Source organism: Pseudomonas agarici (assembly GCF_001543125.1).
Taxonomy (GTDB): Bacteria; Pseudomonadota; Gammaproteobacteria; order Pseudomonadales; family Pseudomonadaceae; genus Aquipseudomonas; species Aquipseudomonas agarici.
In genome coordinates, this window is the sequence record NZ_CP014135.1 from 2,534,825 (window position 1) to 2,548,099 (window position 13,275).

A 13,275-nucleotide genomic window follows, 5' to 3' on the forward strand; every position below is an offset into this window, starting at 1 on the left:
CTGACTTACTGAGGGGAGACTTCGGTTTTCGGTTTGCCGAAGTGCCACTGGTAAACCACGAACTTGAAGTCCTTCAGGTCGCCTTTGGCGTCGAAGCTCAGGTCGCCGGTCGGGGTCTTGAAGGTACCGGCGTGGATGGCGGCTGCCACCTTGGCGGTGTCTTCGCTCTTTGCCGACTTGATGCCTTCGGCGATGACTTGGACCGCTGAGTAGGCCGGGAATACGAACGGGCCGCTCGGGTCCTTGCCATCGGCCTTGATGGCGTCAACGATGGCTTTGTTTTCCGGGGCCGCATCGAAGGATTTGGGCAAGGTCACCAGCAGACCTTCGGAAGCGTCCTGGGCGATCTGCGAGATGGAGTCGTTACCGACGCCTTCCGGCCCCATGAACTTGGCGTTCAGGCCTTTTTCCTTGGACTGGCGCAGGATCAGACCCAGCTCAGGATGGTAGCCGCCGTAGTAGACGAAGTCGACCTTGGCTTGCTTGAGTTTCTGGATGATCGAGGAGAAATCCTTGTCACCGGCGTTCAGGCCTTCGAAGACGGCAACCTTTATCTCTTTGCTCTCGAGGGTCTGCTTGACCGCGGTGGCGATGCCTTCGCCGTATTGCTGCTTGTCGTGCAGCACGGCAACCACTTTCGGCTTGACGTGGTCGGCGATGTAGTTACCGGCGGCAGGGCCCTGGGCACTGTCCAGGCCGATGGTGCGGAAGATCATCTTGTAGCCGCGAGCGGTGATTTCCGGGCTGGTGGCGGCCGGCGTGATCATGATCACGCCTTCGTCTTCGTAGATGTCCGAAGCTGGTTGGGTGGAGCTGGAGCAGAGGTGGCCGATCACGAACTTGACGCCATCGTTGACCACTTTGTTGGCCACGGCTACGGCCTGTTTAGGGTCGCAGGCATCGTCGTACTCCTTGGCTTCGAGCATCTTGCCGTCGACGCCGCCCTTGGCGTTGATGTCCTTGATGGCCTGTTTCGCACCCATGAATTGCATGTCGCCGTACTGGGTCACTGGGCCGGTTTTCGGGCCGGCAATGCCGATCTTGAGGGTGTCTGCGGCGAACGAATGGCTGGCAATCCCGGCCAGAACCATAGCGGCGAACAGTTTGGAAATCTGCTTAGTCATTAGTGCTCCACTCTTACTGTTGTAATTTTTATAGTCCTGACGCCAAGGCAGCAGAACCGGGTTTGCGAACCCCGGTTTCCCCGGCAACTGTACCGATACAGTTTAGAGCGCCCGTTAATCGCTTGAATAGCGGGCAGCCGAGGGCAAAATCGGGGAGTGTCGCTTAAATGAAAGAAAAAGACAGAATGGCGGCGGATTGCCCTGCAGATTGTTATCTGGATGTTGCTGATCCCACACGGCGATCCCTGGCTCCCCTGATTCCTCTTTCATCCCAACCATTGCATCCGGGTTTTTCTGCCTGAGTCGCGACGTTATGATTGCGCTGATTTTTTCTCAGGTAGAAACCCATGATTGAACAACCTAGCACCCTCTATGCCAAGCTGCTTGGTGAAACTGCAGCGATCCGCTGGGAAGAGCTGCAACCGTTCTTCGCCCGGGGTGCACTACTGTGGGTCGAGCCTTCGCTGGATTTGATCGCGGTCGCCGAGGCCATGGCCGCCAACCAGGCTGACAAAGTGGCGGGCTGGCTGGCCGCCGGGGAGCTTGCCAAGGTGTCTGAAACGCGGGCGCAGGACCTTTTCGAGCGAGATCCTGACCTGTGGGCGGTGGTGGTGTCGCCTTGGGTAATGACCCAGGAACGGGTAGAAAAATAATTTAGCGCACTGCAATGGTGCATATGCCTTATGCGTTTATGGCCTATGAGTGTGTAGGCCAGTAACCGCCCAGAGCAGTAGTGGCAGTTTGCTCGTGGAGAAAATCCACAGTCTTCTGAACCCCGGAACTGTCTCAAGTCAGGCGCCGTATTGCGGGAACCGTCAGCCAGCTGCCGCGGGATCGTGCCCAGACGCTGTACGAAATGTATTTGCGCTTGCCGATGTTGCGTTGAAAGCAGGCTCATTTACAACCCGTAAAGTTGCCTGCGACCCCGGTCAGTCCTCGCTTGGCCTTCGCTCGAAAATATTTCCTACAGCACCTAATACTCGGTTTTGCCGGTGTGGTTATTCAACGAAATGACCCGGGTCTTGCCGATCCGATGCCGGTAGATCTCGCGCAGGTACTTGATGGCCTTTTTTACGCAATCGCGGGACAGGCGAATATCGTTGATCGAGACGAACTTGTCCTTGTCGTTGATCAGTTCACGGTACTTCTTCTCGTACATCGGTTTGATCGCATACCAGTTGGTATCGAGGATCTTCGCCGGGTTCTCGAACTCGTTGAGCAGATCGTCGATATGCCCTTCGTCGAACTCGTCACGGGTGATGAAGTCGAGCATCGAGTTGTCCAGCGTATCGTCGAAACGGTACGGGTTACGGGCGAAGCAGCGCTTGATGAAGGCCACGATCAGGGTCAGGAAATCGTCCGACAGGCACGGGCTCTTGGCGATCAGGGTAGTCAGCGACAGGTTGGCCGAAGCGCCGATCACCAGTGCGTAGCGCTTGAGCGTGGTGTTGGGGAACAGGCTATTGAGGTGGGTCTTGAGTCGGTTGAGGTCCATGTAGGACAGTTTGTAGTCCTTGGGCAGCGAGACAATCGACACTACCGACGAGCAGTTCTTGAAGAAGTGCAAGTCGTGCAGGGCCGCCGCGTCGTAACCCGAGGCTTTGTACTGCTCCAGGGCCGCGCGGTAACGCTTGGATTCGATCGGTAGCAGACTGATGCCCTCGATCGCCTGGGTGACCTTGTTAAAGTGTGGCAGGTCGATGGAGCGGAAGAACAGGTCATCGATGTTCAGACGCTGCGGTTCTTTCTCGAACACTTTGAATTTATCGCCGGTGGGCACTGGTTGTTCCGGTACCACCGATTCCGCGTAGGCGATGGCCACCGGACCGGCCAGGCTCATGAACAGGTCATTGGCATCCAGGCGAATAGTCTCGCCGATGTCGATGCCGGCACGCCGGAAATAGTTCTGGTCGTAGTCGGTGGTCACCGCTTGGGCGGTGAGAATATTGAAAATCTGCTGGGAGATGTACTGGTTGGCGTGTTTCTCCATGGCATTGACATCAATGTTCTGGATATTGCCGTCATCGTTCTCTTCGGCATAACGCATGATGTCGTTGGAGATCAGCATCATCGCGTTCCAGGGGCGGATGCGGCCCATGACGCTGGCTTCGCTGCTGTCCTCATTGTCGAAGTTGTACGAGAAGTCCCATTCTTCGGACAGGTACTTACAGAGCAGGCGACCGGCGTTGATGTGCAAGGCCTCGGACATTTCGCTGCGATGATCGGAAATATTCGGCAGTACGCAGATGCCGCTGGTGAAGATCGGCTCGAAGACAAAGGCGTGGCCGCTCTTGCTGTCGTGCTCGTCCATCGGCTTGGTGTCGAACGTCTTGTTCATGTACGAATACTGTTGAGCCAGGCCGAACTCCGAGGCCATGCCCGATCCAGTACCGCCGCCGGCGCTGAAGATCGAGAAGTACAGGCGCGACTGATTGGCTTTGATGCCACAAGAGTCGATCAGGTACGAATGGATCATCTTCCAGTCGGGGCTGGAGAAACGCTGGGTGTCTTTGTTCAGGATGATCTTGGCCAGGTACTGGCCGAGGATCGGCGCGTTACCGGCGCCACCGGCATGGACTTCCGACAGATCCATGATCTTCATCTTGCTGTAGTCGCGGATAAAGCCGCTTTTCTCACCTTTGCGGGAGAAGCGGATACGTCCGGCGATGTCTTTGTCCAGATCGCCGAGCATCACCAGCGGTTCGACCAGGAACACCGGCTTGGCGGATTTGTTCTGCCCCAGGCGCAGGTTGTGGCGAATCCACTGGGCAGGGCGATAGCCCTTGTCGGTGGTGGTGTCCTCGTTGTTGAACTCGTTGAGGTAGAACTTGCGAGCGTTGTACACCAGTTCGGCGACGTCCAGCGCAATGTTCGAACCGCAGCGACCCAGGCCGATCAGGCATACGGAAGGAAATTGCTGCTCGCGGCGCGCTTCGTTTTCACCCTCCGGATGCGCTGAGCTGGGGAAGACCATGTCGCGCAAGCCGTCGAGGTTGTCGAGAATACGATCCGTATTGGTTTCAGTGAAATAAAGGTACTGCTGCGTCGCCAATGGACGCGGTGTGGAATGGACCTTGGAAGGTTTTTCCGCGACCGTGGGCACTATCAGATCGGATACTGGGTTGGCCGGGTGGTTTTTAGAGGTCATTGTGCGCCATATACCTGGTCTGGTTGGGCGGTCGAGAGGATGTCAACGCGCCATCACGGAATGAGAGGTCGCGACTTTACCGCGCGATATTGGCTTGAGCGATAGGGTTTTATCCCAGGCTCAGCGAGGGCGATCCTTGCTCGAATACCGTTGAATCGGCCAATCATTGACGTTCTTTAATTGACGGGGAACTTTTTGTGAATTTTGTATTACTTTCTCCGAGTATTGGTTGAGATCCACGCGTTGGCGTATCGCGTGTCACTCATAGCAGTAGAGGTTGATGGCGGGATACCGCCCATGTTTTAGGAGTCCTAAACAGCGATGGGGACTAAAGTGGCTTTCTGTTCAGGTTCCAGTGGCGCCAGGCCGAAGGCGGCCCGAGCGGCGTCGCAGCGCTCGTTGGGTTCGTCATCGACCCAGGCGGCTGCGAATTCACGGCAGGGGCTGGAGCGCTGATGATAGATCGAGCAACTGACTTGCTCCCCGACTTCGCCCTTAAGCGCGGTGCAACGCGGCTTACGCGCTTCGGTTCCGAGCATGGCGACGCGGCTTGGGCTGATTTGGGTGACCAGTTCGTCGGGCACCAGGCCGCCACCCGAGACGCACTCACCCCAGTAGAACGACACGCGAAAATAGGCACAGCAGGCACCGCAATTCAGACACGGATTAGCATCAGGCATGGAAGCTCAACGAAGGAAGAAGGGAAGGGGGTAATCCCGCGCCATTCTAGGCTTCGGTCGTGACTTTGTAAGGAGGTGTTACAAATATTTTTCAGGCGCTGAGACAGCGCCCTCGGAACTCAGTATCGGCGGTGCGAATGCTGGCCGATGAGCGGGAGGCGGTGCTTGTGGCCGTTTGAGACCGAGTCGCCCGCAAAGGGACGCAAAGCACCGACTCCCGCAGTGATGAATGAGCTTAACCGGCGACCAGCACCCGAATTGCCTCCAGGCGCAGCGCGGCTTTTTCAAGCATCGCCAGGCCCTGCTCGCGTTGCTGACGCAGCGCCACCAGCTCGCTGTCGCGCACGGTCGGGTTAACCGCCTGCAACGCGGTCAGGCGCGCCAGCTCTTCATCGGTATCGGCAGCCAGGCGACGTTGTGCTTCGGCCACGCGCTCGGCGTGACGGGGGGCAATCTTCGCTTCCCCGGCGTTGATCTTCGGCGTCAGGTTGTCGCGCTGGGCCTGGATGAACTTGTTGGCGCTGGCCCGTGGCACACTTTCCAACTGGTCGTTCAGGGTCTCGAAGGCGACGCGGGTCGACAGGTCGTTGCCATTGGCATCCAGCAGGCAGCGCAGGGCGGCCGGTGGCAGGTAGCGACCCAATTGCAGCGAGCGCGGGGCGACCACCTCGCTGACATACAGCAGCTCCAGCAGCACGGTGCCCGGCTTCAGCGCCTTGTTCTTGATCAGCGCCACGGCGGTGTTGCCCATCGAGCCGGACAGCACCAGATCCATGCCGCCCTGCACCATCGGGTGTTCCCAGGTGATGAACTGCATGTCTTCGCGCGACAGCGCTTGGTTGCGATCGTAGGTGATGGTCACGCCTTCATCGTCGCCCAGTGGGAAGCTGGCGTCGAGCATCTTCTCGCTCGGCTTGAGGATCAGGGCGTTTTCCGAGTGGTCTTCGCTGTCGATGCCAAAGGCGTCGAATAGAGTTTCCATGTAGATCGGCAGAGCGAACTGGTCATCCTGCTCATGGATCGCCTCGACCAGCGCGTCGCCTTCGCCGGCACCGCCGGAGTTGAGTTCAAGCAGACGGTCGCGACCGGTGTGCAGTTCGGCTTCCAGGCGCTCGCGCTCGGTCCGGGCTTCGTCAACCAGTGCTTGCCATTCGCCATCGTCGCCGCCTTCGAGCAGCGGCAGCAGGCGCGGGCCGAACTGGTGCTGTAGGGCGTTGCCGGTCGGGCAGGTGTTGAGGAAAGCGTTCAGCGCCTGGTGATACCACTGGAACAGGCGCTCTTGCGGGCTGGTCTCCAGGTACGGTACATGCAGTTCGATCACGTGTTTCTGGCCGATCCGGTCAAGACGACCGATCCGCTGTTCCAGCAGGTCAGGGTGCGACGGCAGATCGAACAACACCAGATGATGGGAGAACTGGAAGTTGCGACCTTCACTGCCGATTTCCGAGCAGATCAGCACCTGGGCGCCGAATTCCTCGTCGGCGAAATAGGCCGCGGCGCGGTCACGCTCGAGGATGTTCATGCCCTCGTGGAACACTGTGGCCGGAATACCGGAACGCACGCGCAGGGCATCCTCCAGGTCCATGGCGGTTTCGGCGTGGGCGCAGATCACCAGTACTTTGGTGCGCTTGAGCATTTTCAACTGATCGATCAGCCACTCGACGCGCGGATCGAAGCGCCACCAGCGTTGTTCTTCGTTGGCGTCCGGCTGGGACTGGAAGCTGACTTCCGGGTACAGTTCGGCGTGTTCGCCCAGCGGCAGTTCCAGGTATTCGTCCGGGGTTGGCAGTGGATAGGCGTGCAGCTTGCGCTCTGGGAAACCCCGGACGGCGGCGCGGGTGTTGCGAAATAGCACGCGGCCGGTGCCATGGCGGTCCAGCAGTTCGCGGACCAAACGGGCGCTGGCTTCGCTATCGCCGGCGTTGACGGCGGTGAGCAGCGCTTCGCCTTCGTCACCGAGGAAACCTTGAATGGTCTTGTGCGCGGCGGGAGACAGGCGACCTTGATCCAGCAGTTCCTGCACCGCTTCGGCCACTGGGCGATAGTTTTCGCTTTCGGCGCGGAAGGTCGCCAGGTCGTGGAAACGATTCGGGTCGAGCAGGCGCAGACGGGCGAAGTGGCTGTCCTGGCCCAGTTGCTCGGGGGTGGCGGTCAGCAACAGGACGCCGGGAATGGTCTCGGCCAACTGTTCGACCAGGACGTATTCCGGGCTTGCCCGCTCTTCATGCCAGACCAGATGGTGGGCCTCGTCGACCACCAGTAGATCCCAGCCGGCGGCGAACAGCGCATCCTGGGCCTTCTCGTCTTCGACCAGCCACTCTAGGGCGACCAGGGCTAGTTGGGTGTCTTCGAACGGATTGCTGGCATCGCTTTCGATAAAGCGCTCGGCATCGAACAGTGCGACCTGCAGGTTGAAGCGCCGACGCATTTCCACCAGCCACTGGTGCTGGAGATTCTCCGGTACCAGGATCAGTACGCGGCTGGCGCGACCGCTGAGCAACTGACGATGGATCACCAGGCCGGCCTCGATGGTCTTGCCCAGGCCGACCTCGTCCGCCAGCAGGACCCGGGGCGCGATGCGGTCGGCGACTTCCCGGGCGATGTGTAACTGGTGCGCGATGGGTTGCGCACGGACACCGCCCAGGCCCCAGAGCGAAGACTGCAACTGGCGGCTGGTGTGTTCCAGGGTGTGGTAGCGCAGGGAGAACCACGCCAATGGGTCGATCTGCCCGGCGAACAGGCGGTCGCTGGGCAGGCGGAACTGGATGAAGTTCGACAACTGGGTTTCCGGCAGCGTGACGACTTCGTTCTGCGCGTTGAGGCCGTGGTAGACCAGCAGTCCGTCGACATCGTCGACTTCACGCACGGTCATCTTCCAGCCTTCGAAGTGGGTAATGGTGTCACCGGGCGAGAAACGCACACGGGTGAGAGGCGCATTCCTCAGCGCGTACTGGCGAGTGTCGCCAGTGGCCGGATAGAGCACGGTCAACAAGCGGCCGTCCTGTGCCAGAACGGTGCCCAAACCCAGCTCGGCTTCGCTGTCACTGATCCAGCGTTGCCCCGGTTGATAGTGCTGCGCCATGCTGCCTGACTCCCGCCTTGAAAAAGCCCAGTATCTTAACGGAATCGACGCTTTCAGGCCAAAGGCTCATTGATCTGTGGTCAATCAACGAATGGGGCCCCTGTTGAGAAACCGCACAGCACAAGACTCACAGTCGCCACGATGACGTTCGTCGGGACGCATGGCGCCCTTGAACGATACTCAGGTCACAGTTTCGCGACCGACGGCTCAAGTCGCCGATCTCGCGGCCGACAGCCTGCCGACAGGAGAGAAAAACCATGCTGCCACCGCTGCTACCCTTGAGCGTCCTGCCGGTGACTTCCCAGCAGGACCCTATCCGGCCGCGACCGGATATCCCGCCCGTGGTGCCGGTTCAGGAAAGCTCCCGCGAAAGTACCATCGACTTGCAAAAGCGCGACCCTGAAGAGGCCGCATGGCTGCTGCGTGAAGAGCAGCGGCGCCAGCAGGAACGGCAGCAGCGCCGGCGCGAGGCCGACGATGATCCTGAGCGTCACCTGGCGGTGCCGGGCGACGAATTGAACACCGATCATACTGTGCCGGTGGTGGCGCTGATGGAAGAACAGCCGCGTCAGGGCCTGTTGGTCGATGTCGAGGTCTGAAATCCTTTCGCGGGCAATTGACGTAGGAGCTGTGGCGGCAGGCCGATCTCCTCCCAGATCATCAGCGCAGGAAGGTCCTATATCTACGATCCTCGGCAGCCATTCGGACGCGGCGATTGGCCCGTGCGGACACATTTTAATCGGCAATGAGCGGGTTTCACGACTGGTCAGCGCAGGCGCTTGCCTTCATTATTAGGTGATTAGGCGAGTCGAAGTGAATGGCTTCGGCTGAATTCGACAGATAGCGATGCAGTGATCATGAGCCAAGACGACAAGCTGATCGACCTGAATACCGAGCGGACCAAACGTGTCCATGATCTCAACGAGAAGCGCCTGAATGAAGTTCGCCAGGCGTTCGAGCAGGCGCTGCCTTTGGGCAAGGCCAAGAAAAAACCGAAGAACAAGCCGAAAAAACGCTGATAGTCGTGCTGAAACTTGATGCACGTCAGTTAATTTGTTTCCCCCCGCCCGATTCCGGGCGGCATTGACTTCGGTCAATTTTCTTCCGTGCCGGTTTGGCTAACTTAGCCCTAGCGCAACAGCATAAAGGCGGGAGGTCAGTCATGTTTTTCGATAACGTGGTCATTGCCGGGGTACTGACGGTGAGCCTCATGGTGATGTTCCTCGCAGGGTTCGGTTTTTTTATCTGGAAAGACTCACATAAGCGCAAAGCGCCCTAGGTTTTTCCAGGGGACGAGCACGCAAGGCATTTTGGGCGACTTCGGTCGCCTTTTTTTTACCTTATCGTTTCTGATTGTTAGAAACAGATGTCTGGAGGGTAGTCGTTGAGCTGGTGAATGTTGGCCTTGTTCTGGCCGGTGTAGTCTGGAACTGGAAGCCATAAAAAAGGTGCAATCCAAAGATCACACCTTTTTTGTGTCACTGAAAACGACTCAGCTGCCGAGCAGCTTCGAGGCGAGCCAGAACAATCCGGCGGACAGCCCTACGGTCGCCGGTAAGGTCAGCACCCAGGCCAGCAGGATGGTCTTGATCGTGCTGCTTTGCAGTCCGCTCTTGTTCGCCACCATAGTACCCGCGACACCCGACGACAACACGTGAGTGGTCGAGACCGGCAAGGCGAAAATATTCGCCAGGCCGATCATGCAAGCGGTGGTGATCTGTGCCGACATGCCTTGGGCATAGGTCATGCCCTGCTTGCCGATCTTCTCGCCAATGGTCAGCACCACCCGCTTCCAGCCGACCATCGTGCCCAGGCCGAGGGCCAGGGCTACCGCCAGAATCACCCAGAACGGCGCGTATTCGGTGGTGGTGGTCAGGTCTTTGCGCAGTTTCTCCAGATCCGCCTTCTCACGCTTATCCAGGCCAGGCAGCTTGCCGACTTTTTTCGCGGTGTCATCCAGGCAAAGCAGGTAACGACGGACTTCGATGCGCGTTTCCGGCGACAGCGAATGGTAGTCGGTCACACCCTTGAGATTGTTCAGCAGGGCGGCAATCGTCGGTTCGGTCTGCTGCGGGTTGCAACGGAACTTGCCCGGTAGGTCATTCTGCACGCTTTTGCCCAGGGCCAGGAACTCGCTCAGGGTCGCGTTGTTGCGCTGATAGAACTGGCTCAAGTGCAATGTCGCGTCACGGGTACGCTCGATCTGGTAGGTCGTGGTGCTCAGGTCGAGGACGAACTGTGCCGGTACGATACCGATCAGCACGAGCATGATCAGCCCGATACCTTTCTGGCCATCGTTGGAACCGTGCACGAAGCTCACGGCCATGGCGGAAACCACCAGCACCAGGCGATTCCAGAAGGGCGGATGCTTTTTGTCGTCGATCTTGCGGCGCTGTTCCGGGGTTTTATGCATTTTCGACAACGGGCGCCACCACTTCAGGCCTATCAGTACCAGGCCGGCGACCAGCATGCCGGCCAGCGGCGAGAAGACCAGCGAGGCCCCGATATCGATTGCCTTCTGCCAGTTGACCCCGTCAGCCAGCGGAATATCGTTGAGCAGGGCGTTGGCCAGGCCGACACCTAAGATCGAGCCGATCAGGGTATGGGAGCTCGACGCCGGGATGCCGAAGTACCAGGTACCCAGGTTCCAGGTAATGGCAGCGGCCAGTAGCGAGAACACCATCGCCAGGCCGTGGCCTGTATTGACGTTGATCAGCAGTTCCACCGGCAGCAGATGCACGATGGCATAGGCGACACCGACACCGCCGAGCAAGACGCCGAAGAAGTTGAATACACCGGAAGAGAACACCGCGAGATGCGGCGGCATGGCTTTGGTGTAAATCACTGTGGCAACCGCGTTAGCGGTGTCATGAAAGCCGTTGATGAACTCGAAGCTGAGGACAAAGGCGAGGGCAAGCAACAGGCTCAAAAGAACCCAAGCATCCAGTCCGCTGAATAAATCAATCATGAAGGTTTTCTGACCCGGTCATAAGGGGGCGCGATTATGCCAGAAAAGCCCGTTAATCGATGCACTAGCTGCTCACCGGTAACATTCTTCAATGAAAAAAAAAGTAGGAAGGCGTTAAACCTCAATTTTTTTGTGTGTTTATCAACTGTATGATTTCATTGAGGATATCCAATGAGTATCAGGCTTCGACGAGGAAATGAAAGGCCGAAACCATTGTGTGAAATTTCTGCGTGAGGGCCTGCCGGGGCATCATCCAACCCGATGGGGCGTTCGAAGCCGGGGGCGGCGCGGGTAGCGCAAGCTGCTGCCGTCCATAAGCCTGACTTAACCCGGATAAGCGAGACCAGTTGCAAAGGGCAAGCCTCACAAGGTTCAAAACCGCAGTGCTTAAGGCTCTTCGACTTTGAGTTCCTTTTCCATTTTTTGCAGTTCCTGGGTAAATGCCAGATCCAGGAGGCTGGCTCGTTTGCGCCAGGGTTTGCGTTCTGGTTCGGGTTGTGCAGCGTAGGTGGTAATTTCCCCGCCGTAAACATCCTTGTAACGTTGCTCCTGGCGCTCAAGTTCCGCGCGCAGTTCGTCTTTTGTCACTGTGTTACCTAATTTGAGTTGATAAGGTTTCCCGGCGATACGTAATACGGCAGTTCCACGAACTCCGGTGACGTATCGGAACGGTTTATAGTCGTTGGCTCTGGACAACGTTTCGGCAGAACAGCAGCGCTATGCACCAGAGCGAGATCGACAGGGAAAGCACCGTCATGATAAGCGTTTCCCGGTTCCACAAAACGCAGCCATCCACGTTCAACATTGGTCTCGGGCTGGAGAGCAAGGCTCTCGACACCACGACAGAACCAGACGGTTCGAATGTCATATGCGGAGTATAACGACCGGTTTGAATAATACTATCGCGAAGTAGGGATGGCCCGTCAACTTTGTGTGTGAGTTTTGTTGCGTAGGAGTTATGAACTGTAACTTGAGGACTTGGCGGGATGCTGCCTGTTTTTTGGCGAAAATTTAACCCAGCAAGTTTTGCGCGGGCAGTACTAATTGAAAATGCAGGGCCTGCTCTATATTGAGGGCAGTGTCATGTATCGGCGGTTCGCCGCAAGTCGGGACAACGATCTCATTTCATGGGGAGGCTGTACCGGTGGATATTCCGCCAGGTAGCTGACCAGTATCGCAATTAACCGGGCGACAAGGCGACGTTATAAGTTTCAGGACTTGAGAAGCAATTGCGATTATCGAGTCCATGTTCGATAATCGCCCAATGTCGACTCTGGCCGGCTTATCGCTCAGGCCGATGTCTGCCGGTAAGAGCCGCCGACCGCGTGAACAAGGATCTGGAATGAACGACCCACTGCGTACTGTCTTTAACTTCGTGGCGCCGCCTATCGTCGCCTCGCCCGCCAAGCGGATCCAGGCCTTTACCGGTGATCCGGATTTCATGACCTCGCTGGCCCGGGGCCTGGCGGTGGTGCAAGCGTTCCAGGAGCGCAAGCGGCACTTGACCATCGCGCAGATCAGCCATCGCACGGAGATTCCCCGGGCGTCCGTGCGCCGTTGCCTGCATACGCTGATCAAACTCGGCTATGCCACTACCGATGGACGTACCTATTCGCTGTTGCCCAAGGTCTTGACTCTGGGTCATGCCTATTTGTCTTCGACTCCGCTGGCTGTGTCGGCCCAGCCTTATCTGGATCGCATGAGCGAACAACTCCACGAAGCCTGCAACATGGCCACGCTGGAGGGCGATGACATCCTCTATATTGCCCGCTCGGCCACGACCCAGCGGCTGATCTCGGTCGATCTTTCCGTGGGCGGGCGGCTGCCGGCCTATTGTACCTCCATGGGCCGGATCCTACTGGCCGCATTGGACGATGCATCGCTGCAGGAATACCTCGACCATGTCGACCTGCCAGCCAAAACCAGCCGTACCCTGCGCACCCCCGAAGCCTTGCTCGAATGTCTGTTGCAAGTTCGCCAGCAAGGCTGGTGCATCGTCGACCAGGAGCTTGAACCGGGTCTGCGCTCAATCGCCGTGCCGATCTATGACGCCTCGGGCCAGGTGCTGGCGGCCCTGAACGTGAGCACTCATGCCGGACACGTCAGCCGCAGTGAGCTGGAGCAGCGGTTCCTGCCGAACATGCTCAGTGCCAGTCGTGACCTCAGCGCCCAAGTGTTTGCCTGAATGTCCCGCATGAGCACTCTCTTCAAAAGTGCTCTCCCGCTGCTGCCGTTTACACTGAAGCGGTTTGCCTGAGCGTCATTCGTTCTAT

The 13,275-nt window shown here is 58.2% G+C and carries 11 protein-coding genes; 5 read left to right on the forward strand and 6 right to left on the reverse strand.

The window, feature by feature from the left end; genetic code table 11:
• Positions 1-5 precede the first annotated feature (5 nt).
• The gene (locus tag AWM79_RS11115) at positions 6-1,124 is read right to left on the reverse strand and encodes a branched-chain amino acid ABC transporter substrate-binding protein (RefSeq protein WP_017131033.1); all 1,119 of its coding nucleotides are present in this window, start codon (positions 1,122-1,124) and stop codon (positions 6-8) included.
• 347 nt (positions 1,125-1,471) lie between these two features.
• Here AWM79_RS11115 and AWM79_RS11120 point away from each other — a divergent pair, with 347 nt between their 5' ends.
• Positions 1,472-1,777: a DUF2288 domain-containing protein gene (locus tag AWM79_RS11120; RefSeq protein WP_060782830.1), complete on the forward strand. Its 306-nt coding sequence runs from the start codon at positions 1,472-1,474 to the stop codon at positions 1,775-1,777.
• A 320-nt stretch (positions 1,778-2,097) separates the two neighbouring features.
• On the opposite strand, the gene AWM79_RS11125 is transcribed toward AWM79_RS11120, so the two are convergent.
• The 3 genes from AWM79_RS11125 to rapA form a co-directional block, all read right to left on the reverse strand.
• Positions 2,098-4,272 (reverse strand): hypothetical protein, encoded by a 2,175-nt coding sequence (locus AWM79_RS11125; protein WP_060782831.1) that lies wholly within the window; start codon positions 4,270-4,272, stop codon positions 2,098-2,100.
• Positions 4,273-4,583: 311 nt separating this feature from the next.
• Complete coding sequence (locus AWM79_RS11130; RefSeq protein ID WP_017131030.1) at positions 4,584-4,952, reverse strand: YkgJ family cysteine cluster protein; 369 nt, start codon at positions 4,950-4,952, stop codon at positions 4,584-4,586.
• A gap of 235 nt (positions 4,953-5,187) precedes the next feature.
• Positions 5,188-8,034, reverse strand: coding sequence for an RNA polymerase-associated protein RapA (gene rapA, locus AWM79_RS11135; protein WP_017131029.1), 2,847 nt, complete (start codon positions 8,032-8,034; stop codon positions 5,188-5,190).
• Positions 8,035-8,291: 257 nt separating this feature from the next.
• On the opposite strand from rapA, the gene AWM79_RS11140 reads away from it, so the two are divergent.
• From AWM79_RS11140 to ccoM, 3 genes are all read left to right on the forward strand, one after another.
• A complete protein-coding gene (locus tag AWM79_RS11140; protein WP_017131028.1) occupies positions 8,292-8,633 on the forward strand; it encodes a hypothetical protein in 342 nt (113 codons plus the stop codon).
• Between the two features lie 258 nt (positions 8,634-8,891).
• Positions 8,892-9,053: a hypothetical protein gene (locus tag AWM79_RS25275; protein ID WP_017131027.1), complete on the forward strand. Its 162-nt coding sequence runs from the start codon at positions 8,892-8,894 to the stop codon at positions 9,051-9,053.
• Between the two features lie 143 nt (positions 9,054-9,196).
• Positions 9,197-9,313 (forward strand): cytochrome c oxidase subunit CcoM, encoded by a 117-nt coding sequence (ccoM, locus tag AWM79_RS25885; protein ID WP_017131026.1) that lies wholly within the window; start codon positions 9,197-9,199, stop codon positions 9,311-9,313.
• A 213-nt stretch (positions 9,314-9,526) separates the two neighbouring features.
• Here the strand turns inward: ccoM and AWM79_RS11145 are convergent, their stop codons facing one another.
• A complete protein-coding gene (locus AWM79_RS11145) occupies positions 9,527-11,002 on the reverse strand; it encodes an inorganic phosphate transporter (RefSeq protein WP_017131025.1) in 1,476 nt (491 codons plus the stop codon).
• A gap of 387 nt (positions 11,003-11,389) precedes the next feature.
• Positions 11,390-11,590 (reverse strand): hypothetical protein, encoded by a 201-nt coding sequence (locus AWM79_RS11150; protein WP_017131024.1) that lies wholly within the window; start codon positions 11,588-11,590, stop codon positions 11,390-11,392.
• 754 nt (positions 11,591-12,344) lie between these two features.
• On the opposite strand from AWM79_RS11150, the gene pcaR reads away from it, so the two are divergent.
• Entirely contained in the window at positions 12,345-13,187 is an 843-nt protein-coding gene (gene pcaR, locus AWM79_RS11155; protein ID WP_017131022.1) for a pca regulon transcriptional regulator PcaR, read from the forward strand.
• Positions 13,188-13,275 lie beyond the last annotated feature (88 nt).

Excerpts from the sequence above, each read along its gene's own strand:
- AWM79_RS11115 (WP_017131033.1), bottom strand. The coding sequence starts at position 1,124 with ATGACTAAGCAGATTTCCAAACTGTTCGCCGCTATGGTTCTGGCCGGG.
- AWM79_RS11120 (WP_060782830.1), top strand. The coding sequence starts at position 1,472 with ATGATTGAACAACCTAGCACCCTCTATGCCAAGCTGCTTGGTGAAACT.
- AWM79_RS11125 (WP_060782831.1), bottom strand. The coding sequence starts at position 4,272 with ATGACCTCTAAAAACCACCCGGCCAACCCAGTATCCGATCTGATAGTG.
- AWM79_RS11130 (WP_017131030.1), bottom strand. The coding sequence starts at position 4,952 with ATGCCTGATGCTAATCCGTGTCTGAATTGCGGTGCCTGCTGTGCCTAT.
- rapA (WP_017131029.1), bottom strand. The coding sequence starts at position 8,034 with ATGGCGCAGCACTATCAACCGGGGCAACGCTGGATCAGTGACAGCGAA.
- AWM79_RS11140 (WP_017131028.1), top strand. The coding sequence starts at position 8,292 with ATGCTGCCACCGCTGCTACCCTTGAGCGTCCTGCCGGTGACTTCCCAG.
- AWM79_RS25275 (WP_017131027.1), top strand. The coding sequence starts at position 8,892 with ATGAGCCAAGACGACAAGCTGATCGACCTGAATACCGAGCGGACCAAA.
- ccoM (WP_017131026.1), top strand. The coding sequence starts at position 9,197 with ATGTTTTTCGATAACGTGGTCATTGCCGGGGTACTGACGGTGAGCCTC.
- AWM79_RS11145 (WP_017131025.1), bottom strand. The coding sequence starts at position 11,002 with ATGATTGATTTATTCAGCGGACTGGATGCTTGGGTTCTTTTGAGCCTG.
- pcaR (WP_017131022.1), top strand. The coding sequence starts at position 12,345 with ATGAACGACCCACTGCGTACTGTCTTTAACTTCGTGGCGCCGCCTATC.